The 26147-nt window shown below is 48.2% G+C and carries 16 protein-coding genes; 8 read left to right on the forward strand and 8 right to left on the reverse strand.

Going from position 1 to position 26147, the window contains the following annotated elements:
- The first annotated feature begins 117 nt into the window (after nt 1–117).
- From WBG78_RS02610 to WBG78_RS02630, 5 genes are all read left to right on the forward strand, one after another.
- Nucleotides 118–2250, forward strand: a complete 2133-nt coding sequence (locus tag WBG78_RS02610) for a protein-disulfide reductase DsbD family protein (RefSeq protein WP_337324803.1) — start codon at nt 118–120, stop codon at nt 2248–2250.
- Nucleotides 2251–2484: 234 nt separating this feature from the next.
- Nucleotides 2485–3768 carry a peptidoglycan DD-metalloendopeptidase family protein gene (locus tag WBG78_RS02615; protein ID WP_337324804.1) on the forward strand — a complete coding sequence of 428 codons (1284 nt, stop codon included), beginning with the start codon at nt 2485–2487 and terminating at the stop codon, nt 3766–3768.
- Nucleotides 3769–4067: 299 nt separating this feature from the next.
- Entirely contained in the window at nt 4068–6365 is a 2298-nt protein-coding gene (locus WBG78_RS02620) for a patatin-like phospholipase family protein (protein WP_337324805.1), read from the forward strand.
- A 127-nt stretch (nt 6366–6492) separates the two neighbouring features.
- Complete coding sequence (locus WBG78_RS02625; RefSeq protein ID WP_337324806.1) at nt 6493–8523, forward strand: OmpA family protein; 2031 nt, start codon at nt 6493–6495, stop codon at nt 8521–8523.
- Between the two features lie 7 nt (nt 8524–8530).
- A complete protein-coding gene (locus WBG78_RS02630) occupies nt 8531–9238 on the forward strand; it encodes an OmpA family protein (protein WP_337324807.1) in 708 nt (235 codons plus the stop codon).
- A 132-nt stretch (nt 9239–9370) separates the two neighbouring features.
- Here the strand turns inward: WBG78_RS02630 and WBG78_RS02635 are convergent, their stop codons facing one another.
- Both WBG78_RS02635 and WBG78_RS02640 read right to left on the reverse strand, forming a co-directional pair.
- Nucleotides 9371–10300 carry a hypothetical protein gene (locus tag WBG78_RS02635; RefSeq protein WP_337324808.1) on the reverse strand — a complete coding sequence of 310 codons (930 nt, stop codon included), beginning with the start codon at nt 10298–10300 and terminating at the stop codon, nt 9371–9373.
- Between the two features lie 426 nt (nt 10301–10726).
- Nucleotides 10727–11545: a hypothetical protein gene (locus tag WBG78_RS02640; protein ID WP_337324809.1), complete on the reverse strand. Its 819-nt coding sequence runs from the start codon at nt 11543–11545 to the stop codon at nt 10727–10729.
- Between the two features lie 412 nt (nt 11546–11957).
- On the opposite strand from WBG78_RS02640, the gene WBG78_RS02645 reads away from it, so the two are divergent.
- On the forward strand, nt 11958–14945 hold the full coding sequence (locus tag WBG78_RS02645) for an AsmA family protein (RefSeq protein ID WP_337324810.1): 2988 nt from the start codon (nt 11958–11960) through the stop codon (nt 14943–14945).
- A gap of 127 nt (nt 14946–15072) precedes the next feature.
- On the opposite strand, the gene WBG78_RS02650 is transcribed toward WBG78_RS02645, so the two are convergent.
- From WBG78_RS02650 to WBG78_RS02660, 3 genes are all read right to left on the reverse strand, one after another.
- Nucleotides 15073–15414 carry a TM2 domain-containing protein gene (locus WBG78_RS02650; protein WP_337324811.1) on the reverse strand — a complete coding sequence of 114 codons (342 nt, stop codon included), beginning with the start codon at nt 15412–15414 and terminating at the stop codon, nt 15073–15075.
- Nucleotides 15415–15477: 63 nt separating this feature from the next.
- A complete protein-coding gene (locus WBG78_RS02655) occupies nt 15478–15792 on the reverse strand; it encodes a DUF2752 domain-containing protein (protein WP_337324812.1) in 315 nt (104 codons plus the stop codon).
- 117 nt (nt 15793–15909) lie between these two features.
- Nucleotides 15910–18945 (reverse strand): PVC-type heme-binding CxxCH protein, encoded by a 3036-nt coding sequence (locus tag WBG78_RS02660; protein ID WP_337324813.1) that lies wholly within the window; start codon nt 18943–18945, stop codon nt 15910–15912.
- A gap of 166 nt (nt 18946–19111) precedes the next feature.
- On the opposite strand from WBG78_RS02660, the gene WBG78_RS02665 reads away from it, so the two are divergent.
- Complete coding sequence (locus WBG78_RS02665) at nt 19112–19306, forward strand: hypothetical protein (RefSeq protein ID WP_337324814.1); 195 nt, start codon at nt 19112–19114, stop codon at nt 19304–19306.
- A gap of 203 nt (nt 19307–19509) precedes the next feature.
- Here WBG78_RS02665 and WBG78_RS02670 read toward each other — a convergent pair whose 3' ends face one another.
- The 3 genes from WBG78_RS02670 to WBG78_RS02680 all read right to left on the reverse strand — a co-directional run bounded on the left by WBG78_RS02670 (nt 19510) and on the right by WBG78_RS02680 (nt 23439).
- Nucleotides 19510–20541 (reverse strand): RluA family pseudouridine synthase, encoded by a 1032-nt coding sequence (locus WBG78_RS02670; RefSeq protein ID WP_337324815.1) that lies wholly within the window; start codon nt 20539–20541, stop codon nt 19510–19512.
- Between the two features lie 206 nt (nt 20542–20747).
- Nucleotides 20748–22079, reverse strand: coding sequence for a sensor histidine kinase (locus tag WBG78_RS02675; protein WP_337324816.1), 1332 nt, complete (start codon nt 22077–22079; stop codon nt 20748–20750).
- Complete coding sequence (locus WBG78_RS02680; RefSeq protein WP_337324817.1) at nt 22069–23439, reverse strand: sigma-54-dependent transcriptional regulator; 1371 nt, start codon at nt 23437–23439, stop codon at nt 22069–22071. The genes WBG78_RS02675 and WBG78_RS02680 overlap by 11 nt, the downstream gene beginning before the upstream one ends.
- A 240-nt stretch (nt 23440–23679) precedes the next feature.
- Between WBG78_RS02680 and WBG78_RS02685 the strand changes: the two genes are divergently transcribed.
- Nucleotides 23680–26040, forward strand: a complete 2361-nt coding sequence (locus WBG78_RS02685) for an ABC transporter permease (RefSeq protein WP_337324818.1) — start codon at nt 23680–23682, stop codon at nt 26038–26040.
- Nucleotides 26041–26147 lie beyond the last annotated feature (107 nt).

A 26147-nucleotide genomic window follows, 5' to 3' on the forward strand; every position in this document is an offset into this window, starting at 1 on the left:
AAACCCCATAGACGGCTCTGGCCACCATTCACGGAACTGTGACAACTTTTTCGTGGCGGAACGTGTTACCTTCATGTTCGAAACCGTGCTACTTTCACGCTTCAAATAACTGATCGCATGCGTCTATCCGCCCTGATTGTCCTCTTTTTCGCTACGGCTGCGCTGCACGCCCAGGTATTGAAGCCCGCTAAACTCACCGCCGAAACACCGGACACACCACTCAAGGTAGGGGACGAAGTAGACCTGGTTTTCAGGGCCACGATCGACAAAAACTGGTACGTATATACGGTCGGGTTCGACACTGTCTGCGGACCTCTTCCCACGAAAGTTAAACTTCAGAAAGACCCCAGCTTCGAACTGGTCGGAGGGCTCACCGCTCCGCACGACAAACCAAAGCACGATGAGATTTTCGACTGCGACGTACGCGTCTTCATTGGAACCGGCGAATTCAGGCAAAGGATCAGGATACTGTCACCCAATGTGAAACTGGCCGGAACCTATGATGGACAGGTATGCTCCGCGGGCAGCTGTGTCCTCTTCGATGGCGACCTTTCATTTGGCAAATTGAAAGTGACTGGAACGGCAATATCTCCGAAAGCCAGCACAGAAAAAAAAACTGACAACGCCTCTGCTGCTAACACGACAGCAAATCCTGTAGACGCGAAATCTCAAACCACGCCACAGATCACTGCAACGAGTCCTCAGCTGGTCGACACCTCGTCGCGTACAGCCCAGACGTTAGATAAGAAGAAAGTATATGGCGAGAGCAAGGGCCCTATTCTTGATCCCGCATTAATCCAGGCCGATCCTACTCAGCAGTCCTTCTTAGGCTTCTTCATCCTCTCATTCGTCGCCGGACTCGCAGCACTCCTAACCCCCTGCGTATTCCCAATGATCCCCATGACCGTAAGCTACTTCACGGGAAATGGCGGCTCGAAATCCAAAGCTCTTATATATGGACTGTCCATCGTCGGCATCTACACATTGATCGGTGCCGCCCTTGCACCTTTGATGGGTCCCGAAACCGCGAACCACCTCTCCACAGAATGGCTCCCTAACCTGATCTTCTTCACAGTCTTCGTCATCTTTGGATTGTCGTTCCTCGGCTTATTTGAGATCACTTTGCCCGGAACATTCATCAATAAAGTAGATCAGCAGGCCGAAAAGGGCGGTTACATCGGCATCTTCTTCATGGCCTTCACGCTGGTACTGGTATCATTTTCATGTACCGGCCCGCTGGTAGGAAGCATACTTGTTTCATCCGCAGGCGGCGCATTCCTGAAACCCATCGTCGGCATGTTCGCCTTCTCGATGGCCTTCGCTATTCCCTTTACTTTGTTCGCCATATTCCCGGGTTGGCTCAACTCATTGCCTAAGTCAGGCGGATGGCTCAACTCGGTGAAAGTGGTTTTGGGATTCGTTGAACTGGCTCTCGCATTTAAGTTTCTCAGCATCGCCGACCAGGCATTCCACTGGGGGATCCTCGATCGCGACATCAACATCGCCATATGGATCGTGATCGTCACCCTAATTGGGTTATATCTGATGAAAGCTTTCCGGCTTCCCGGTGATACGGGCAAAGATGCCGAAGACAAACGCATCGGTGTTCCAAGACTTATCATGGCTATCGTGTCCTTCACCTTCGTCGTCTATCTGATACCTGGTCTTTGGGGTGCTCCATTGAAAGCACTCGCTGGCTATCTTCCTCCATTATATACTCACGACTTTAATTTATTGGCTTCTCAGGAAGGTGAAGGAGGAAATATTTGTGACGATCCGAAGTACGCCGACTTCCTTCATTTGCCCCATGGAATCAAAGGTTATTTCGACTACGATCAGGCCCTCGCCTGTGCCCGTCAGCAAGGCAAACCAATCTTCATCGACTTCACCGGACACGGCTGTACAAACTGCCGCGAGATGGAGAGCGTGGTATGGTCAGATCCAGAAGTTCTCAAGCGTCTGAGGGAGGAGTTTGTGGTGGTTGCCCTGTACGTTGATGACAAGACGGAATTACCCGAAAGTGACTGGTACACTTCAAGTTACGACAAGAAAGTGAAAAAGACCATAGGCAAGCAGAACGCCGATCTTCAGATCACTAACCTGAACAACAATGCCCAGCCTTTTTACGTGTTGTTAGGCACCGACGAACGGGTACTGGTGTCGCCTTACGGATATGAAAAAGACGTACCATCGTTTGTGAAGTTCCTCGATACAGGCATTCAGAAATTCAAACAAATCAGCTCCCGTTGATACCTGCAACCATCAGGTATTCACATCGATTTTCTTACCCCGTTTTAAGTAAGATTTAACCAAATCGCAGGTTCCAACCTCATTTTGAACGTTTTGATAATTCAAATCAATCTCTATATTTGAATGTCGGGAGGATTCTTACATGGGCCTGGCCCATACTTTTTGAACGTAGTAAATTGCCTCTCATTTTTTAATTAACGGTCCCGCAGAGGCGGGGTGTAAACTTTTAGAAGAATGCAAAAACGCTGGTTTGGATTCCTTGGAATCGCCCTCTTTATCGTCGCAGTTGTAACAGTCAACAGGTATTACGTTGAACCTATGTTGACCGAAACCATGAGCACTGACTCTACCAACCAGACGGTGATGGAGGTGAAGGAACCCAAAGTATTATACGGCATGGTTGTCGATGAATACGAAGTCGTTGAAGACAAGGTAAAACGCAACGAAAGCCTCGGCAAGATTCTCGAAGAATACCACGTACCCGCAAACATCATCCACCAGGTATCACAGCTTTCACGCAACATCTTCGATGTGCGCAAGATCGCTCCGGACAAGAAGTACACACTGCTCTGCGAGCAGGATTCCAATAAGACAGCAAAGGTTCTCGTTTACGAGCCGAACCCTATCGAATACATCGTCTTCCGTTTCGAAGACACCCTTTGGGTAGACGTTTGCAAGCGCGACGTGATCATCCAGGAGAAGACGGTCACCGGTGAAATCAAATCAAACCTTTCAGAAACTATCGAAGAGCTCGGTATCTCTCACGAGCTGACCAACAAGTTCGTCGATATCTTCGGATGGCAGGTTGACTTCGCCCGTCTTCAGAAAGGCGACAAATTCAAACTCATCTACGAAGAAGCAACTGTTGAAGGCGTGTCAGTGGGTATCAAGTCGATCAATGCTATCTACTTCGAACATTCTTCAAGCCCTTACTACGCATTCCCTTACGATCAGGGCGAGGGCGTTGACTACTACGACGCCGAAGGCAAGAGCCTGCGCAAGGCGTTGTTGAAGTATCCTATTGAATTCACACGCATCAGCTCACGCTTTAACCTGAATCGCTTCCACCCCGTGCAGAAGCGCTACAAGCCACACCTGGGTACTGACTTTGCCGCTCCTACCGGTACGCCTATCCGTAGCGTTGGCGAAGGCATTGTTGTAGAAGCACAGTACAAGTCGAACAACGGTAACTATGTTAAGATTAGACACAACGGTACCTATACTACACAGTATCTGCACATGTCGCGAATTGCACCTAACGTTCGCGCTGGTGCCCGCGTTCATCAGGGTCAAACCATAGGTTTCGTAGGTAGCACCGGCCTTGCAAGTGGTCCTCACCTTTGCTATCGCTTCTGGAAAAATGGCGTTCAGGTTGATGCCTTGCGTGCCGACCTTCCAGCTTCCGAGCCTGTGAAAAAGGAAAACCTGGAATCCTTCAACAAGATGAAGGAAGAGCTTACTCAAAAGCTTGACCAAACTCCTTTCACCACACCAGACGCTCCAATCGCATCGCTCTAAACTTTTCAGTAGTCGCTACGTTGTAAAGTCATTGATCTGCATTTGGATCCCGTAGGGATCACAGATTATTCGCAAGGGATCACAGATCAATAGAAGACTGAATTTGCATTCGATCCCATAGGGATCACAGATCAATAGAAGATCACAGATCAATAGAAGATCGATTTGCATCTGCATTTGAGATCCCGGAGGGATCTTCTGTCTGTAGCAAAAAATTCAAAATTGCATTTCAATTCGACATTGCATTCAATTGAATTGCATTTCGATCGATTGCATTATGTATAAGAGCGTCGCGACTCATGAGGTTTGTTCTTACTATTCTGTTGTCTTCGCTCAGCTTCATCGCTGCCGCCCAACGCGTGGGGCTCGTCCTCAGCGGCGGAGCTGCTAAAGGCCTGGCACACATTGGCGTCCTTAAAGCACTCGAAGAAAACGACATTCCCGTCGACTACATCGTAGGTACCTCAATCGGTGGAATCATCGGTGGTTGCTACGCCAGCGGCATGAGCCCCGAAGAAATCGAACGAATGGTGCTCTCCCCATCATTCATCGGCTGGATCAACGGCCTTCCCGAAACCGGAAACAACTATTACTATCATCGCTCCGATGAAACGCCACAGTTCGTGAAAGTGAACATGGCGCTTGACTCAACTCTCAGCTTTCAATTCAATTCAACCATCGCAAGCGATGTCTCGCTGAACTTTGCCATCGCCGAACGAACAGCACAGGCATCAGTCATTTCACGCAATAACTTCGACAGCCTCTTTGTTCCGCTACGTGTCGTCACCGCCGACATCTTCACCCAGCATGAAGTCGTACTCTCCAAAGGATCTCTGAGCGACGCCATGCGCGCAACGCAAACGGTTCCGTTCTTTTATAACCCCATTCGTGTCGACGGAAAATATCTCTTCGACGGTGGAGTCTACAATAACTTTCCCGTCGACGTCGCCCAAAAAGACTTCAATCCGGATGTCGTCATCGGCATAAACGTCTCCAGCAAGGTGTTCGATGAATATCCTTACGACACCGATGATAAACTCATTTCTCACTCACTACTTTATCTGCTCCTCGACAAATCCGACCCATCACGAATTCCCGACAACGGCGTTTACATTCAGCCCAACCTCCGTGGCTATAACTCTTACGACTTCGGCCATGCAAAAGCACTGATCGATAGCGGATACCGGCAAGCGATGCGTCAGATAGAAGATATTAAGCTCAAGATCGACAAACGCGTCACCTGTGATGAAATGGCCGATCGCCGCAATGCCTTTCACAACAGGCAGGTGCCCTATAAGTTTGGGGAACTGGCTTTTCAAAAATTCAACTCCAGGCAACGTGGTTATATCCGCGCAATCTTCAGAAGCAAATCAACCGGAGGCAACTTCACGTTCAGTGAAATCAAGAAAGGCTACTTCAAGCTCGTATCCGAAGAGTACTTCAGGAACGTGTATCCAAGAATGTTGTATGATACAACGAGGAACGTTTTCAGACTGGAACTGACCAGGCGGCCACAGCAGAACTTCCAGGTCGGCTTCGGAGGCGTGATCGCGACCCGCGACATCAGCAATGTTTTTCTTGGCATAAACTTCTATGAATTCAACCGAATACTGACCCATGCTTCGGTAGGCTTCCAAACGGGTAACTTCTACAAGTCCGCGCTAATGAAAGTCCGAATGGACTTTCCCTATCAGTTTTATGGTGAACCCTATGTGTCTTTCGACAGCTGGAATTATCTGAACAACGACGACCTGCTCAATGAAGTGTCGGCGCCTTCGTTACCTACAATATTGAAACGTTGGAACAGAAAGTATGGATTCAACTTCGGTATTCCCGTGCGCGATGCATTTAAAGGTGTACTCGCCTTCGAAGCCATCAACACAACGGACAACTATATCAATGGTCCGGTTTTCATCAGCACAGACAAGCTCGATGTGCTGAACCTTCGCGGCTTCAAGGCAGGTATCCACGCTTCTTCGAACACACTTAACCGACGTCAGTATCCATCGGAGGGTGCTATGTATTCGATTGCAGCCGACTTCTTCTCTCTCAAAGAAGAGTTTATTCCTGGTAGTACTTCAATACAAACAGAGACAGTTAATAAATATCACGATTGGTTCAGGTTCAGGGCATCAGCAGAACAATACTTCGGAAGTGGTTGGTACCGGCCGGGGTACACGGCGGAGGCCGTTGCTTCCAATCAACCGTATTTTCAGAATTACTTCGGTACCATCATCAATGCTCCGGCATTCATGCCCATTCAGGATTCACACACACTCATACTTCAAAACTTCAGAGCATTTAATTATGCAGCGGCCGGTTTGAAAAACATTTTCGTAATACATAACAAGTTTGAAGCACGCATCGATGCTTTCTTGTTCAAACCATTTCAGGCAATTCTGGAAGACACGGAGCAACGGGCATTTGAAAGTACAGACAAGAGCCTGATATTTTTTGCTGGTACTGCAGGTCTGGTTTATCATTCACCGATAGGTCCAGTAAGCCTGAGTGCTAACTATTACGACGACGATGAGAACCAATTTGGTGTCTTGTTACACGTAGGTTTCTTATTGTTTAACAAGCACTCACTTGAATAATACAACAGAAGAGTTGTAACTTGTTGCGCTTTACGAATTCAGACCATAGGGTATTATTTGAGGCGGCGGCGGTCTAATTCGATATTTTTTAGGTAAGTTTATTCAAAAATCAAACTTAAAGCCGCGCATGAGGCGTTTTTCACTTACTCTCCTGTTGTTTGTCCTGGTCATCGGATACACAAGGGGTCAAGTCGTACAATGGGCGTCTAAGGTTGTTGAGTTCTCATCAGAGCTTACACCCATTCAGTATTCGGCTAAGCAAGCATTGGGAAAACCTAACGTTCTTCCAGCTGGAGGACAAAGCCCGAATGCGTGGGCACCTGATAAGCCCAAGCGAAAAGAATTCCTGAAGTTGGGATTCTCTAATCCTATTAGCATCCGTCAGATTGCTATTGCTGAATCATACAATCCAAGTGCTATCTATCGCGTGCTCGCTTATGATGAAGCGGGAACCGAACACGTGATCAACTCTTTCAATCCAATGGCAGTGCCATTGAAAGGAAGAATGCTCAATATATTTGTCGAGCCCACTCCTTATAAAGTGGCAGCTGTCCGCATCGAATTCGACGGCGCCGCGATCACCGACTACTTCAGTATCGATGCCGTCGCCATCTCCGACTCAAGCTATCCGATCATCGCCGACATCCCAACCATGCAGCTTCTCGCTTCCGGCATACTTATCGAAGCACTCGACAAAAATGTCAACAGCGAATACGACGAACTTAATCCCTTGCTCTCACCCGATGGCAAAACACTCTACTTCAGCAGAAGAAATCACCCTGAAAACGTCGGAGGCGTAAACGATAAAGAAGACATCTGGTACTCTGAACTCGACGCTTCAGGACAGTGGCAGCTTGCACGTAACATGGGAACAAAGTTCAATAACGCCGGTCCCAACTTCGTCAATACAATCCAGTCAACAACACCCGATGGTAAATCGGCTATCATGGTACTTGGCAACAAGTATATGCCCAATGGAAAGATGCTGGCCGGCGTAAGTATAAGCACACGCGTTAATGGCGAGTGGGGAACACCAAAGGCACTCAACATTGCTAACGATTATAACCTTGCTCAAAAGGCAAACTACTTCCTCGCCGACAATCGCCAGACCCTGTTGATGTCTGTCGAAAGAGATGACTCCTTCGGCGATCGCGACCTGTATGTTTCTTTTATGAAAGCGGACAGCTCTTGGAGTGAGCCATTGAACCTCGGCGATGTAGTGAATACTGCCGGTGAAGAATCAGCTCCCTTCCTCGCCTCCGACGACAAAACTCTCTACTTCTCATCAAACGGATTCAGCGGTTACGGCGGAAGCGACATCTTCGTAACAAGAAGACTGGATGACACGTGGACAAATTGGTCAGACCCTGAGAACCTCGGACCTGAACTGAACTCTCCCCTCGAAGATCTCTTCTTTAATATACCGGCATCAAGCGAGTACGCCTATTACTCCCGCGGCGTAAGCGAAACCAACACCGATATCTTCCGCATCAAACTTCCTATCGTTAAGAGCCCCGAGCCATTCGTTACTGTAAAAGGAAAGATCATCGACAAGGCAACAAACAAACCACTCGGAGCTAAGATCGTTTATGAACGTCTGCCCGACGGAAAAGGCCTCGGCATTTCACAATCCAATCCTGAAACAGGCGAGTACGAGATCCGTCTTCCTGCAGGTCAGATGTATGGACTGAGAGCAGAGTCTGCCGGCAGCCTTTCTGAAAGTCAAAACCTCGACCTCCGCGATATCAAGTTTGATCAGACGATCGAACGTAACTTCGATTTGGATCCTATCGGTGTCGCAAGGGTTGAAGAGAATGCCAGCATTCTGCTCAACAACCTTTTCTTCGACCTCGAGAAAGCTACACTGAGACCGGAGTCGTATCCAGAACTGAACCGTATTGTGAGCCTGATGAACGAGAAGCCCGGCATGCAAATTGAAATTGCCGGTCACACCGACGACACAGGTTCTGATGAGTATAACCTCAGCCTTTCAAAACAACGCGCCAACTCTGTAGCATCGTATCTCGTTGGAAAGGGAGTGGACAAGTCGCGCATGACGGTTGAATACTTCGGCGAGAAAAAGCCGATGGTACCAAATGATACCCGTGAGGGTAGAAAGAAAAATCGACGCGTGGAGTTCAAGATCCTGAAAGTCTAACTATAATATGAGAAGAGAATTTTTTAAACTCATTGCACCTCTTTTCCTCATTACCCCAGCGTTCAGTCAAACACCCGATAGCCTGATATATGCAGAGGGAAACATCATCAGCGCTGAAACAAAAGAGCCTGTAACCGCCCGCATCACGTATCAAAGCGTGCCTTATGGTAATAAGGTCGGTGTGCTTAACAACAACACCTATTCGTTTCCAATGTTTGAAATGGAGAAGTACTCCATCATGGTCGAAGCGCCCGGATATCAAATGGCGAAGTATCTGCTCGACCCCGCCGAAGCAAAAGGTGAAAACAAACTCGTCCGTAACATCGAGCTCACGAAAGGCAGCCATGTAACAGGACAACGCGTAGCCGTCGGCAATGTGATCCGTCTCGACAATCTTATCTTCCAGGTGGGACGCACTAAGATCGGCCCCGAGTCCTACGAGGAACTCAACACCGTTGCCAAGATGATGCAGGACAACAGCGATATGGTCATCCAGCTCGAAGGCCACACCGACTACCAGGGCGATGCCAAAGAAAATAATAAACTATCTCAGGGACGCGTGGACGCTGTCAAGTCCTATCTGGTTTACAAGGGAATTCAAAAGAACAGGATAAAGACGAAGGCATTTGGTGGCACACAGCCGCTCTCCCGCGAAGACACGCCCGAGGCGCACAGAATGAATCGGCGCGTAGAACTTCGCATACTGGAGAACTAGTCCTTCTGATTCAATTAGTCCTTACTCCTGAGTTTTCTCCTGGTTCTTAGAAAAGAATGAACCATCGCTCTCACACTGTTCCTCACTCTGTCTCTAAATCATCGCTCTCACACTGTTCCTCACACTCTGTCTCTAAATCATCGCTCTCACACTGTTCCTCACACTCTGTCTTTGAAACCAGGACCCCGGACATCGGTTAACGACGCCAGTACGTTGCTGAATCGTGGATGACGGATCCGTAAGAGCGTTTTGAGCGCTAACCCCTTTATCAGCGGTCGCAGTATGCTTTGATGCAGCGACATCATCCTTTTGCTGCGACCCCAACGTCTCATTCGTAGCCTCGCTTTCTTGCTGAACTGGCGCGCTCTGTATCATCGGAGGACTCAACTTTTTGTCCTGGGTTGTCAACTTCTCTTTCGTTTTATCGGTTTCACCCTCCTTCTTAATCGTCGTCTCCGTCACCATCAAACCTGTACCTTCTTCAAAGCGCACAATCGTCAATGTCTCCTTCGTTGCATTGCCTGGAAGATCATTTGCCACAACAGTGATCATCGTGCCTTCTACATTGAGGTTCTTCACAGTAGTGCTGTATCTCCACAGACCTTTCTTACCGCGGGCAGTCATCTCACCTTTTTCAATCACCTTATTGTTTGAGTCTGTAATGGTAATGGTCACAGACATCACCTTAAAGTCATCTGTGGCCCTGGCGCGGATGAGTTGCCCTGGCCGACCTGAATAGTCTTTCACATCAATCGCTTCGACAATAGGAGCGTTGAGAAAATCCCGAACGGCGACATTATAGGCACTCAGTATTAGCTTTTCTTTGTTAATCCCTCGTTTGTAGAGTGTCTTAAACTCTGGTATGCGGGTTTTGTGCTTGGCATAATAGGTAGCATCGGAAAAACGATCAACGACCACCACCTGCTGGTCGGAGAGTTTCTCCCGCTTCTTAGGCTTGTTGGCGATTATGGTTTCACCATTAGGAAGCCTTCGGAAGCAAACATTGTCACCCAGTTTTCCCGAGGCTCCCTGCACCACTACGTTGTTTCTAATCTTTGGCATAGTTCAATTCTGTTTTTGTTTTGTACAACATGTTAACCTGACGACACCTTGTCATCAGGGAATGATGAACAGAGCAAGTACCATGCCAGTTCGCGGACTGTTTATACAAGGTTCGTCCATAGTTTATCCACTGTTTGTCCAAGCAAAATCTTTAAATATGCTGAAATTGGGCTGAATAATGACTTTTATCAGCATTAAAACTCGAAATTGGCCTAAAAAATGGGTTATAGAACCCAACTTTGCCAAATCCTGATACCTGTTGCCGTTGCGGTTGAAGGAACTCAACAGTGATTCGCAATGTCGTATGTACAATATACGCCTTTAAGTGCCCGAAACCGCCTATCACCTTTTAAATATGTTGATGGAACGGATTGAGCCGACGGCGAATGAATTCGCCTCGGCCCTCAAAAACGTAAATTGGATAAATTAGTTTCCGCGGGCGCTAAGATTTGCTGCCGCGGTCCGAAGCCGCTGTATCTCTCTGAGATACTGACGCTTAATGTCATTGTCAAGGTCGCTACCAGCTACCGTGATCTGCAGGATCGATGCAAACTCCGAAGTGCGTGCTGACTGATAACGCTCAACCGACTTAGTCAGATTCTCAATTGAACCAGGAAGGTCGTGCTGGTTATAAGCAACGATGGCCCTGTTATAGTAGAGCAGGCCCGTCAGCTCATCAAGCGACACTTCCTTATAGAGGTCTGCCTCGTATTGATAATATGTTTTCGAACGATCGTGTTTCAGAGGAGGACTCTGGCGATACTCCTTAATGCGATCGTCAATGTTAGACTCACCCTGAACAAAACCACTCTCTGCATCAGTAGCTTCCAGAAGGACCCGGCCGCTCTCTGTATCAGCGATAAGGAAGATGTGATAGTTGGTCTCTATAACATGATAGGGAATCTCGAAGTGGCTGAGCAAAAGCGCATACAACGCGGTTCCTGTCAGGCAGTTATACGTTCCGGTGTTGATCGTCTCAGTGAAGGTGGCGTAGTCTGTGTAGTTTCGGAGGAACTGTTGCCTGGTCTTTGTAAAGAGGTAGTCAACAAAGGCCGCCTTCTTCCCCGACTTCAGCTGCTTTTCGCTGAGCTTTCGGACAAGTTGTTGCAATTTCTCGCTGTCCGTAGACACACCATCAACCGATGAAAATGTTGCCACATAACCCTCGAACCCAAGTCCGGGAAGAGTCGTGGCTGAAGCGGAGCCCAGCGACGCAAAAAGTAGAAACGCGGCCAGAAATCTCATGTTAACCCAATGTTAACGAATTGTTACACAATTTAATGTTTAGTTAATATACGACAAAAGGATTCTTTATGAATCGTTAATCCGGGAAAATGACGATGGGCACGGCCTGTGGTATTATTGCACGTCGGGCCTGCCGCCGCGGCGAGCGATGCGGGTTCAATTTTTGCAGGAGAGCAAGTTCGGGCTTACCAGTCGTAAGCCGGGAATGTCACGCCTATATACGTGGCCTGCCCCGCTACAAGCGGAGCCTGTCCCGCTACAAGCGGGGCCTGTCCCGCTACGAGCGGGGCCTAGTGACCCTATAAGTCTGTGAGCGAACCTTACACCCTTTGCCGCGAGCAATAGGTAAAGTTCTTCTTAGCTAACTTTGCTTTCTGATGGCGTTAAAACCAACTTTTTTAAACAACAGGATATGAATAAAGTATTGAAATGGTCTCTCATCGTTCTGGGCAGCCTCATCGTATTGCTGGTGGCTGCAGCCGTGATTGTCCCCATAGTTTTTAAAGACGACATCAAACGACTGGCCCAGAAGGAAATCGACAAGTCCGTGAACGCGGAAGTCGTCTTTGAGGGATTCGACCTGACCCTGTTCCGTAATTTTCCCAACGTAACGGTACAGGTCGGCAATCTCGGCGTCATGAACCGGGAGCCATTCGCCGGCGAGATGCTCTTTGCAACGGAGGAGCTCGAAGTCGAAGTTAATCTCAAGGACATCCTCTTTGGTGATCAGCTCCGCCTCAAGGGCATTTCATTAATCAACCCCGTCATCAATGTTAAGGTTTTGAAAGATGGCCGCGCCAACTACGACATCGCCGTTCCTTCTGCCGACACAACAACAACTGAAGAATCCGGCGATTTCTCTTTCGGCATCGACCACTGGGAGATCGTAAACGGCGACATAACTTATGATGACGCCTCACTCCCTTTCAAGATGGCCATGATCGGCCTTAATCACGATGGAAGCGGCGACTTTGATCAGGACGAATTCGATCTCAAAACTCATACGGTCGTCGATAGCCTCGATGTCATCTATGATGGCACGGCCTACATGAGCGAAAAGAAACTTACGCTTGATGCGATCATCTCTATTGCCGAACAATACTCGAAGTACACATTCAAGGAGAACAGCGCAAAGATCAACGACTTTGCCATGAGCTTCGATGGATGGTTCAAAATGAACGAAAGCGATTATCAGATGGATATCACATTCAAGAGCCCTGATAATTCTTTCAAAAGCCTGCTTTCAATCATTCCTGGAATGTATACCCAGGATTTCAAAGACATTGAAACAAGCGGTGACCTTGCCTTCAACGGCGCCGTAAAAGGTACCTACAGCGAAAAGCAGATGCCGGCTTTCAATGTGAACCTGCTCGTGAAGGATGCAATGTTCAAGTATCCTCAACTCCCTACCGCCATCAACAACATTAATGTAGATCTTCTCATTGACAATAAAGATGGCGTCATCGACAACACGGTGATCGACCTGAAGAAGATGCACCTCGACTTCGGAAAGAATCCTGTAGATGCAAAGGCGTTGATCACGAAGATGTATCCCACAAACCTCGATGCAGAAGTGAAGGCGAAACTGAATCTCGCAGAACTGACTTCGATGTTCCCCCTCGAAGGTCTTGAAATGAAAGGTGCTTATGCCCTCGACCTTAAGGCAAAAGGTGTTTATGACAGCCTGAAGAAGACGATACCCGCCATAGAAGCAGCGATGTCTTTGAACAACGGATATGTGAAGTCAAAGGAGTTTCCGCTTCCTATGCAGGACCTTCACTTTACTTCGACAATAAAGAACTCAACTGGTCGCATGGCTGAAACCTTTATCAATGTCAACGACCTGTCGATGGTCGTGGATAATGAGAAGTTCGCAGCAGACCTCGCACTTCAAAACCTCGACGATTACACCTGGGACCTGAAAGCAAAAGGTGGCATAGACCTGGAGAAGATCACTAAGATATTCCCGGTCGATGGAATGAGATTCGCGGGTAAAGTAAACGCCGACATCGTAACAAAAGGAAAGTATTCCGACCTCCAGGCCGAGCGTTATGAAAAGCTTCCAACGAGCGGTAAAGCAACGCTCACTGCGTTCAAATACACAGCTAAGGATCTTCCTTATGAAGTCAACCTCAAAACGGCTTCAATGGTTTTTGATCCAAAGAAGATCACTCTCGAGCGTCTTCAAGGTACAGTTGGCCATAGCGACATCAACGTAAGCGGCTCGCTCATGAACTACCTCGGCTATGTACTGGGTAAGGATGGCTCGATCAAGGGTAACGTGAACTTCGCTTCAAATTATCTCGACCTCAACCAGTTCATGACTGACGACGGAACTACCTCTACCGACACCGCTTCTTATGGCGTGATCGAGATACCGAAGAACATCGACTTCGCTCTGAACACAAACATTAAGAAGACACAACTGATGGATTACACGATCACCGATGCCACAGGCGATATCATCGTCCGTGACGGTATTGCCAACCTCAGTGGCTTGCACTTCACGATGCTTGGTGGTGCGTTTGTTGTTAACGGAGCATACAATACTCAGGATATCAAACACCCTAAATACGACTTCGGGTTGAAGATCGACAAATTGTCAATTCGCGAGGCTGCCAACAAGTCTTCACTCGTTGCTTCTTACGCTCCGATCGCTGGTCTGGTCTCTGGTAACTTCTCAACTGATTTCCGTATCAGCGGAGAGCTGCTGAACAGTATGATGCCTAACCTTTCAACTGTTAATGGTGCAGGTAACGTAAAGATCGCGCAGGCGTCGCTGAAGGATTCTAAACTTATCTCCGGAGTAACTTCACTTACAAGCCTCAAAGACGCCGATCAGGTTACGTTGAAGGATGTGATGATGGCGACATCAATCTCCAACGGCCGTCTCTCTGTGAAACCTTTCGACGTAAAGTTCGGCGAATACAAGACAACGGTAACCGGAAGCACTGGCCTCGACAAATCGGTGGACTACAATCTTAAGATGGATGTCCCTGCCGGTAAGCTCGGCACTGAATACAATGCCTTAATAGCTAAGTACACCGGAGGAAAGACCGACCCGAACAAGAACATTCCATTGACGGTTACTATCGGCGGCAAGTACGACGCTCCTAAGATTAACGTCGATATGGCAGAGCAGAAGGCACAGGCTCAGGAAGCAATCACCAATGCAGCTAAAGAGGAGGGACAGAAACAACTTGAAAAAGCTGTGAAAGGAACTGAAGCTGAGAAGTACGTAAAAGACATCCTCGGCACCAGCAAGAAAGACAGCACCGTCGCCACCACCACCGACACTGCTAAAACAAAAGCTCCATCAGCAACTGACGAAGTCCAGAAGAAATTGGAGGAAGATGCCAAGAAAAAAATCCAAAACCTTCTGAAGAAGAAAAACCAATAGTGGCATTGGAGAATTAATGATATAGGGATTTGGAGATTATAGTTCACGCGCTGCGGCGTAAGAACTTCAGCTGCAGCGCAGCTGAAACCTGATCTCCAAATCCCTATTTCAATAAATCTCCAAATGATCAGAGCATCATAATTACTTCATCCGCCATGCGGCGGTTATAGTCAAAGGACATCTTCTGGTAATTGATCAGATCGACAATCGTACCTACAAAGCATAGCCCCAGCGTTAGAAGGTAAACGATTCCCATTCCAACCTGGTCCACAACCATTCGCTGTATTCCCGCAAATCCCAGGAATCCAAGAAGAGTAAGAACGAGAATCATTGTTGGATCTTTTCTACGTGCACGGTAAACCGTGGCAAATGTTCTTGCCTTCTCATCATCGAATTCGAGAATAAGCTTTTGAACGTAGACCATCTCTTCGCCGGTGAGCTCCGGCAGTACAGTGATTACTTTTGCCATAGACTATTCATTTGTTGATTTATTGACTTAGTGATTGTAAATGCAGCCAGGAAACCCAGCCAGTTACATTGCACGCAATTGACGTCTTAAATGATTGTTGATGAGCTGAATAATTCTGTGCACAAGCACCACCAGCGTGACGATACCGAGTGGATGTGCGCTAAATGAATTTTTCAATGAGCCATGAAACAGCCAGGCAATTGATCGTCCCAGTCCGCAGCCGGGACAAAAGTCAAATCCGAAATAAGCGATCGGGCAAATGGTTACGTGCGATGCTTGCGAGGGATCTACAAATGCCAACGCAATGAGCCCCGACATCCAGATAACTGCCTCGAGCGGAAACTTCGTGACTAAATGCCTAACCTGTTCGATGATCATATATACGGATTATTGATTTATTGGTTGACCCCGCCTGGGCGTGGCAGGCTTGTTGATTTGTCGATTGGAACCGCAGCTTTGAAAGCCTGCCACGCCCAGGCGGGGTGAAACAATAGATCAATAGTTGGCGCTGATTTTCGCTTCGTCCTTAAGCAAGGATAAGTACTGAACAAGATTCACCAGCTCCTCTTCACTCATGCTCGATTGCAAATTCGATGGCATCAGCGAGCTATCCAGTTTCGTTCGTGTAGAAATGTTCGACTTCTGTACCGTTTGTTGATTGGCCATATATTGAAGATCAACTTTATCTCCTGTCTCGGAAACGATACGACCAACGGCCGTGCTACCATCACTCAGCACAAGCTTGTAACCTTCATATCCAAAACTGATGCCCTGGTCAGGAAAGAGTATCGATGTGTACAATGCTTCGCGCGACAGCTTGTCCCCAATCCCGCTCAGATCAGGACCAAAATTTGTTCCTTCGCCATTCACTCGATGACAGTTACTGCATAACGTGGCGAATACTTCCTTTCCTTTTATAGGATCACCTTTCTTGTCGAGCATTGCAGATATAGGAGGAAGTGGTGAGCCACTCTTGCTTCCCGGCAATGTCAAATACGCTGCTGCTTCATCGCGAAGCTTAGCCCGCCACGCGCTTTGAAACACGCCACCAGCAGCAGTGTGAAGTGACGCATGGATCTTTCCTTCTTTGGCAAGCAACAACAACCGGTCTTCCGCCTGCCATGGGCCGCCAAAGTTTTTAACGGATACTTTTCTCAATTCAATATCTCTTGTCGAATCCATCATCACAGACTCAACCAAAGCAATAGCCTTGGGGTTGTACATATGCGGCCGGAGCGCTCTGATCGCCGCCTGAGGCTCACCTGTGGTCTTACTGTTCAGCGCCTGCTGGATCAAACTGGTTTTGTCCCACGCAAGCAATGTGCGCATGGCTTCCCTGCCCGTCAGGCTGTCAGGATATTGCAACGCCATGCTCATCAGTTCTCCCGAACGGTCCTGCAACTTGAAAGACGTAACAAGCTCAACAAATTCAATCTTGCCTTTCTCTTCCGTCAGAACTTTATCAAGCGCCGACTTGATTGCTGGCGTCATCTTCAGCTTTGAAGGATCCATATGCTTCAGCGCATAAAGGACCTTATCGCCTTTGGCTTGCTGCACTAGCTGTGTAAGTACAACTTGTTTCGAAGGATCGGTCTGGAAGTCGAGCGCACGATAATAACGAAGCATGTCCTTATCGTCTGATTCTTTAATCAGCTCGGCAACCATCGGTATCGCATACTTGCTGCGGCTTCTCCAAACGATGTCGCGGTTAGAAGACTTTTTCCAGTCAGCACCAACATGCGCCTTCCAGATGTTGAAGTACAGGTCCCAGTTTCCCGTCGCCGAAATTCCCAACGCCTCGAGATACCAGCGATCCTTACCGTCATATTGATCAGCCAGTGTTGTCCATACACCTGCCGCCTCAGGAGAGTTCATTCCTCTTATGGCAATGGCAACCTCCCGTCGTACCTGTGGCGATTCATCCTTTGCCATTCTTGAAGCAGTAGCCAGTACGTCCTTATTGAGTAGCCGGACAATTCTTATCGCGGTGATCCTGATATTGGCATCCTTGTCTTTCAGTGCTTCATCAAGGTATAGGCCGGCCGTTGGAAGTTTCGTCAACAACCAAAGCGCCTGCGCACGATGCCTTGGATTTTCACTTTGCCAAACTTTCTTGAGCGCCGCTTCCGCTGCAACACCTTGCTTCGCCAACGCTGTCCATCCCAGAAATCTCCAGGCCTGATTCGGATTCTGTAATGCTGCGATCGCGCCATCAATGGTAGATAAGTCTATCTTTTCAACCTTATATGCTGTCTTTGGAGGAGCGACGCGATATATTCTTCCTCGGTTAACATCGCCAACCTGATGGCCACCTACACCGGGATCATACCAGTCAGCAACGAACAACGAACCGTCCGGAGCAACGGCCACATCAATGGGCCGGAACCATTGATCTTTCTGAGCTTCGAGGATCTTAACAATAGTTGCCTTGTAACCAGCTCCGTCATTTTCAACAGGGTATGACCGAACCACGTTGTTTCCGGGCTCGGCGTGAATCATCTGTCCGTAAAATTCCTTCGGTAGGAGAGTCCCCTCATAAACCGTAATCCCCGACGGCGATCCTGCCCCGGTCTGCAACACATTTGGAACCACACCCGGATCGTTGAGGTGCCAGTGACGCAACGGTATCTCCCTCTCCAGGTTGGTACGTCGCGAACTCCAGCTCGCGCCGGTAACTTCATCCTTGAAACCGTAGTTTCCATACTCCATTACATAATTGATACGCGTGCCCTTGTTGCCGTCATCATCGTTGTCCGACTGCCACATGGTACCGTATGGATCGACTGCCACCTCGAAGTTATTTCTGAAGTTCGACGCCAGCACCTCAACATGACTTCCATCCAGATCGGCGCGCATAACCATGCCTTCACGAAATGGCTTACCGTTCGCAATCACTTTCTTGCCGTTTACATCCACAACGGTGTCGCCAGCCGCCGTTAACAACGACTTGCCCTCATTTCCAAAATTGAAGTAAAGCTTTCCATCGGGTCCAAACACGAACGTGTGCATGCCGTGATCATGCTGAAGTCCCTGAATACCCTGAAAAAATACCTCCTTCTTTTCAGGTACATCGTCATGATCTGCGTCAGTAAACACAAATACGTTCGGACTGCACGACACAATAATCCGGTCACCCACGAGTGAAATCCCCAGTGCCGCATTTACATCTGTTCCCTGGTAGAAAACCTTACTCTTATCCGCCTGACCGTCGCCATCGGTGTCTTCAAGGATCATGATCCTGTCACCTTCTGCCTTAACAGGATTCTTCGGATTGTATTGGTTACGGTAGTTGAAAGCCTCACATACCCAAACGCGGCCTCTCTCGTCGATGGCAATGTTCGTAGGATTAGAAAACATGGGTTCCGAAGCGAACAGCTTGACTTCCAGGCCCTGGGCAGCCTTTAAATCCGCGAGCGATTGCTGGGGATCATGCTCGTCAGCAGCAGTTGTTTCATCGGATGACTTTTTCGAGCAGCTGCCGGCGACGAAAAGAAACGCCAGCAGGAGGGTGGTAATCTGGACAGTGCGCATAAGGTATCGGTTGGTAACGTTTGAAAGGTACGAGGAGAGCCAGAAAATCGGAAGTCGTCACCGGAATATTACAACCGTGTTGTTTTTAGATTAATAAGCGCCTAATGACTTGAAACTCAGTGTGTCCGTTTCCGTTATTTGTAATATCAACACCACTACAATGACAATGACTTATCACAGACTCCAGATACTGGAATCACTCAGTAATCTGGACTCCCAACAGGCGGAGAAAGTCCTTGAGTATATCAAGGGACTTCCGTTGAAAGCCAGGGATGAAGAGAAGTACAGGATGTTCAAGCATCAGGCCATGAATGAAATCAGAATGGCCCTGACTAACGAACAGCTGAAGGCCACATTCTAAGCGATCCTTCAGTGTCCGACGTCTAGGCGATGCGTTGTGCATTCGTCCGGGAAGTCCTCTCTTCTAAAATCTATTTCACTTAAGCAGCTGCCTTAGCTGTGTGGGACCGCCATCTACTATGAGTAGAGTGTAACTAAGGTCTTTCAATACTCTTGACCCACTCAGGACTAAGGACTCAGGACTCAAGACTGAAAACACCTGTCTCAGTTGTACTTCACGTAATTGTCCCAGCGCGCCAGCACGTCGTTGATGTCGTCAGGCAGCGGACATTCGAATTGCATCCATTCCTTCGTCTTGGGATGCACAAATCCTAACGTCTTAGCATGCAATGCTTGTCGCGGCAGTGCCTTGAAACAGTTTTCCACAAACTGTTTGTACTTAGAGAACGTCGTACCCTTTAATATTTGATCACCACCATACATCGCATCGTTAAACAAAGGATGCCCCAGGTATTTCATATGCGCGCGAATCTGATGCGTTCTTCCTGTTTCAAGCTTGCATTGCACGAGCGAGACGTAACGCAAATCCTGCAACAACTCATAGTGCGTTATTGCATGACGACCCATATCACCATTTGGAAACACAGTAGTTACCCGTCTGTCTTTCAAACTCCGACCCACGTTCTTGTCAATCGTTCCAGACGGCGGATCGGGTATACCCCACACAATGGCATTGTATGTTCTTTCAATGGTGTGATCAAAGAACTGTTTAGCAAGGCCAGTTAAAGTGTCTTCATCTTTCGCTATGACCAGTAGCCCTGACGTGTCTTTGTCAATACGATGTACAAGCCCTGGCCGTCCCGTATTTCCCGGCATTTCCGGAAGACTTTCGAAATGATAAGCCAGTGCGTTCACCAATGTCCCCGACCAGTTCTGATACGCGGGATGCACTACCATCCCTGCAGGTTTGTTGATGATCATGAGATACGCGTCTTCGTACACGATGTTGAGTGGAATGTTTTCCGGCTTTACATCGGTGTCGCGCGGCGGCTGAGGCAATGATACGGTGATGATATCCGCAGGACGAACGCGATAGTTTGACTTGACGATCTTGTCGTTCACGCGTATGAACCCTTCCTCTATGCCGCCCTGGATCTTCGTGCGCGTTACGTTGGGAAGTCTGTCCATGAGAAACTTGTCCAGCCTCACCAGACTCTGCTTCGGGTCCGCTACTATCCGATGATGCTCAAATAACTCATCATCCTGCTCATCATCGTTAACGGCTTCCTCGATCATGGAAAATGCATCTGCTTGTAAGGTATAATCTGCTTAGAAAGAGCCTGCAAGTTAACATTCAAAGCGATATACTGGAAAAGCTCCACACTGGAAAGAACGATATGGTGGAATAGCGATTCCCGAAATAGGTATCACCACACTAAAGTCGCGATCGCAGATCGCGCCCCCTAATTCTTAACTCTTAATTCTTAATTCTTAATTCCTACCTACAGATAAACCGAAAACTCCGTCCCTCTCCCCACCGTACTATTCACCTTAATCGATCCACCATGTAGTAGCACAATCTGTTTCGTAATCGCAAGTCCAATGCCTGATCCATTCTTCTTCGTGGTAAAGAACGGAATGAATATGCTGTCAATTTTGTCTGGCTCAATTCCATCACCGTTGTCGCTGATGGTAATCATCGAACGACCATCCGGCGTCACGAAATGCGACAGCTGAATGGCCGGTTCACTTCTTCCTTCAAGCGCGTCGATTGCATTTCTGATCAGGTTAATAAGCGCCTGCTCCATCAAATCACTGTCGACAAGGATCTCCTGCTCGTGTGCATCGATGGAAAGAGTTATACTCTTCCTCGATAGCTCTTCGTGAAAAAGCAATTGCATTCGGCGGAGGAGTGCCAGAACGTTCGTCGGTTTTATTACAGGTGTGGGTACCCGCGTTAGCTTCCTATATACTTCAGTGAAGCTCAACAGTCCTTCGCTTCGTTTCTTAATGGCATCCAGTCCTTCATCGAGTGTCGTAAGCAACGTTGGCGGTGGTTCCTTACCAACGTAGGCACTGACCATACTGTGCAGCGTGCCACTGAGTGATGTGATGGGTGATATGGAATTCATGATCTCATGCGTGAGCACCCGTATCAACTTTTGCCAGGCTTCCATTTCTCTCGCATCGAGCTCCGAACGGATGTTTTGCATGCTTACGAGCTTATAGAAATCTTCTTCGAGTCGAAACGCTGTTGCATGCACGGTGAGATGAAGCGTGTCCTGACCAGCTTTTACTTTCACAAGTCGTGTCTCGCCGGCCTTTATTTCTCTCAACACCTGTTGCAACGCAGGGTCTACTCCACGTAGCTTATCCATAGGTGTGGCCAGGGGAAGCTGTAACATGTTCTTCAACGCTTTGTTGATGAGGTGGATCTGTTCCTCATCATTGAAACTGATAATACCGACCTGAACATGCTCGACCAGCAATTCAAGGAAACGGTGCTTGGCCTCGCGCTCTGCGCTAACCTTCTTGAACGCCGACGAGATTTGATTCATGGCGTCGTATAAGGCGTTGAGGCGTTTGCCCCGTCCGGTCTGTTCAAAGTGGATGGTGAAGTCGCGGTGTAGAAGACTGATGAGGAACGTTCTGAAGTCACGTTGAAAGCGATCCAGGAACCAAAGCAATTCTATTAATGATCCGACGCATGCAACGCCGGCATACATGCTTCGCAGCCAAAGCTCATTAACAACGCACCACATGAGCGTTCCAAGCAGTGCCGTTAACACCAACACACGAAATAGTACCTGGAGGGTGAAGTGTTTAGATACCATACGTTTCCATTCTTCGGTACAACGCGCCCCGTGAAAGGCCTAACTCTTCTGCAGCATGACTGATATTCCCGCCATGCTTGGCAATAGCTTTTCGAATGGCCCACTCTTCGATCCTCTCGAGATTCAAACGTTCAAAAGTAAATGCACCCCCCTGGTTCTCACGACCAAGTCCAAAGTCCTGATCCGACAGCTTGTTTCCGTCACTCATGATGACAGCGCGTTCAATGGCGTGCTGCAGTTCGCGAATATTTCCAGGCCAGCTGTATTGCATCAGTGAGTTCATCACTTCAACAGGTAACTCTAGCTGTGACTTATGATACTTTTGACCGAAGCGCGCGAGAAAGTGATTAGCGAGCAATGGCAAATCTTCCATCCTCTCAAATAGAGCGGGCAACGTGAGTTCTACAGTGTTAAGCCTGTATAATAAGTCTTCACGGAATGTGCCGGCAGCAACCATGGCCCTGAGGTCGCGGTTCGTTGCCGCGAGGATGCGCACGTCAAGGTCGATCGGAAGGTTCGTGCCCAGCCTCACTATCTTTTTATGCTGCAGAACAGTGAGCAACTTGGCCTGTAGCCCGGGCGATAGATTGCCGATCTCATCAAGAAAAATCGTTCCTCCCCTCGCAGCTTCAAAACGCCCGACACGATCTTCTTTCGCATCCGTGAATGCTCCCTTCCGATGCCCGAACAGCTCACTCTCAAACAACGTCTCGCTCAGCGAACCAACATCGACACTCATAAAGATCCCTTCGGCGCGATGGCTGCGCGCATGTATCTCACGCGCGACAACCTCTTTACCCGTTCCGTTCTGCCCCAGTATCAATACCGACGCTTCAGTAGGAGCTACTTTTTCGATCGTTCGCAGTATCGAACGCATAGCCTCGGAGTTACCTACTAGCGGTTCATGATGATTCAACACAGTAACCAGCGACTTCTGCTGTGACTTCAACTGCCGGACTTTCTTCTTTTCCTGGCTAACAACATTCGCCGTCCTCACCGTTGCGAGTAACTTCTCGTTCTGCCAGGGCTTAACAACAAAATCCAGCGCGCCTTCTTTAATTGATTCAACAGCGACCGATATGTCAGCAAAGGCCGTCATTAATATTACCTGAGTTTCAGGAGAGAGCGCCACAATCTTTCTAAGCCAGAACATTCCCTGATTGCCCGTAGTATCTCCCTGTCTGAAGTTCATGTCGAGAACAACTACGTCGGGCTGCTCGCGCTCCAGCAACGATGGAATCCGTTCCGGCTGATTGATCGCCTGCACATTCTGAAAATGCGGTTCCAGTAAAAGCCGTATAGACAGCAACACAAACTCGTCGTCGTCTACTATTAAGATACTTCCGTTCGATTTGGCCATGGTGCTTTTATTGGGTGCTAACCGTTCTCAACTGTGCGGCCGCTTAGAAAAGTGAACTAATAGCGCTAAAGTATTGAGGACTCCTGTAAAGTCATGCATGCACTGCCCATAATTGGACAGTGCTGATTCTACAAATGGTCATTTACGGGGTTATTAACTTAAAAAGTGGCCTCTCGATGCCTGAAAACGCCATTTGATGAAATGGCACTACCTTCGTAATACCGGGTCGAAACGGATATTATGTTCTCTCACAACCTTCTCATCATTCTCAGGAATTTCAAAAGGTCTAAAGGCTCTTTCCTGATCAACCTGTTGGGATTGTCCACCGGTCTGGCCTGCGCGCTACTCATATTCCTCTGGGTGCGCGACGAAGTGATGATGGACAAGTTTCATGCGGCAGGTGATCGCCTGTTCGAGTTGATGGAGTTCCAGAAGAATTCAGAGAACAACATTCGGGTGACCAACTCAACACCAGGCCTTCTGGCAGAGAAACTGGCCAGCGATGTACCCGAAATCGAGTACGCAGCCACCGTCACGCCAACCTATTGGTTCGGTCCTTTTCAGTTCGCGAACAAAGAAAAGCAGGTGGCTACCTCTGCCATATACGCCGGCAAGGACTTCTTCAGGATCTTCTCTTTTGAATTGATGGAGGGAGTTGCTGACAAAGTTTTGGCGGATAAGCAGTCCGTGGTATTGTCAGAATCAACGGCCCGTGCTCTTTTCGGAGATGCTACCCTCGCCGTGGGTAAATCACTGGAAGTTGACCGCACAACGACGTTTGCTGTAACCGGCATCTTTAAAGACGTTCCCCGAAACTCTTCCAGTCGCTTTGATGCTGTTTTCTCATTTGAAAAATGGAAGGAGCTCGTACCCCAAACTCTGGACTGGCGCAACGCCGGCCCTATGACCTTCGCGACATTGCGACCAGGCGCCAACGTAGAACAATTTCAAAGTAAGATCAAAGACATCATATCCTCACAGATCACTGAAAAGCACCGTTCGCTGTTCGCAGTGCCTTTCACTGAAATGTATCTTCATGGCAACTACAACGCGCAGGGCGTTCAGTCAGGCGGACGTATTGAATACGTGCTGATGTTTTCACTGATCGCGTGTTTTATAGTTGCCATCGCCTGCGTCAACTTTATGAATTTGTCAACCGCCCGCGCTGCTCAACGGATTAAGGAAGTTGGAATTAAGAAGGCAGTGGGAGCGGGTCGCTTCGTTCTCGTTTCTCAATTCATGATCGAGTCGATGTTCATGAGTTTCCTGTCGCTTCTCGTCGCCTTGCTGTTGGTTGATCTTCTGCTTCCTGAGTTCAATGTGATTACTGGCAAACAACTCGACTTACAGTTTGATGGCATTCTAATCGCTACGCTGATAGGTATCTCGTTAGTAACTGGATTAATCTCCGGCAGCTATCCTGCTCTATACATGTCTGCCTTCAACCCCGCCGCTGTATTGAAAGGAAAACTGCATTCTACTTTCGGTGAACTCATGATTCGAAAAGGACTCGTGATCTTTCAATTCTCATTGTCAGTCGTGTTCATCGTTGCTGTTCTTGTTGTCTACAATCAGATTCAATATCTGCAGCACAAGGACATCGGCTACGACCGCGACAACCTGTTGTATTTTCAGATGAAAGGAAATACGCAAACGAACCGGGAAGCCTTCCTCCAGGAAGCAAGCCGAATCCCTGGCATTGTAGGCGTGAGCACGATCAGCGAAAGTCTTGTGGGAGGGGGCAATACGACCAGCCTCGAATGGGATGGAAAGGATCCCAACGACCGAACTCCATTTGCCGTCCGACCTGTCAACTATGGAATGCTTGAACTGCTGGATCTTAATCTCACAGAAGGAAGACTGTTCTCGCGCGAGCATCAGGACAGTATGAATATCGTCGTTAACGAGGCAGCTATACGAGCGATGGGAATGAAGGAACCCATTGGTAAGACAGTAACACTTGGTCCCTTTAAGCCTACCATCGTAGGCGTTGTGCGCGACTTCCATTATGAATCGCTGCACTCTGCAATTGCTCCCATGTTCTTCATACTTGCTCCCGCTTATACCCAGAAGGTAATGGCCAAGCTCGCTGCCGGCGATCCGGGACCGGCAATCGAAAAACTTCAAAAGCTTCACAAGGAATTTAACCCTGAGTTTCCATTTGAGTTCCGGTTTGTTGATGAAGATTATAACGCTCAATACAATGCGGAGATTCGTGTGAGCATGTTGTCACGGTATTTTGCCGGCATAGCAATCATCATCTCATGCCTCGGACTGTTTGGCCTGGCTGCCCATACTGCCGAACGACGCTTCAAGGAGATCGGTATCAGGAAAGCACTTGGGTCCTCCAACTTTGGAATCATCTATCTCCTGTCGTCCGATTTTACCAAAGTCGTAGCTATAGCGATTGTTGTAGCAATTCCTGTCAGCTTCCTGATTTTAAGGAAATGGCTCGACAGTTTTGTATTCAAGATCGAGTTGGAGTGGTGGTACTTCATTGGTTCAGGACTGCTAGCCCTCGTGATTGCGTGGCTCACAGTTGCGTCGCAGGCAGCGAAGGCATCGCGCATCAATCCGGTGAAGTGTCTTCGAAGCGAATAGCTCTTCGATGTAAATAATGTCTGAAGTACATAGTGACGCATACAGTACATAGTATAAGTCATAAAACACATAGTGTAGGCATACTATTATTTCGAATTTAGTTCATT

Source organism: Chryseolinea sp. T2 (assembly GCF_037203685.1).
Lineage (GTDB): Bacteria > Bacteroidota > Bacteroidia > Cytophagales > Cyclobacteriaceae > Chryseolinea.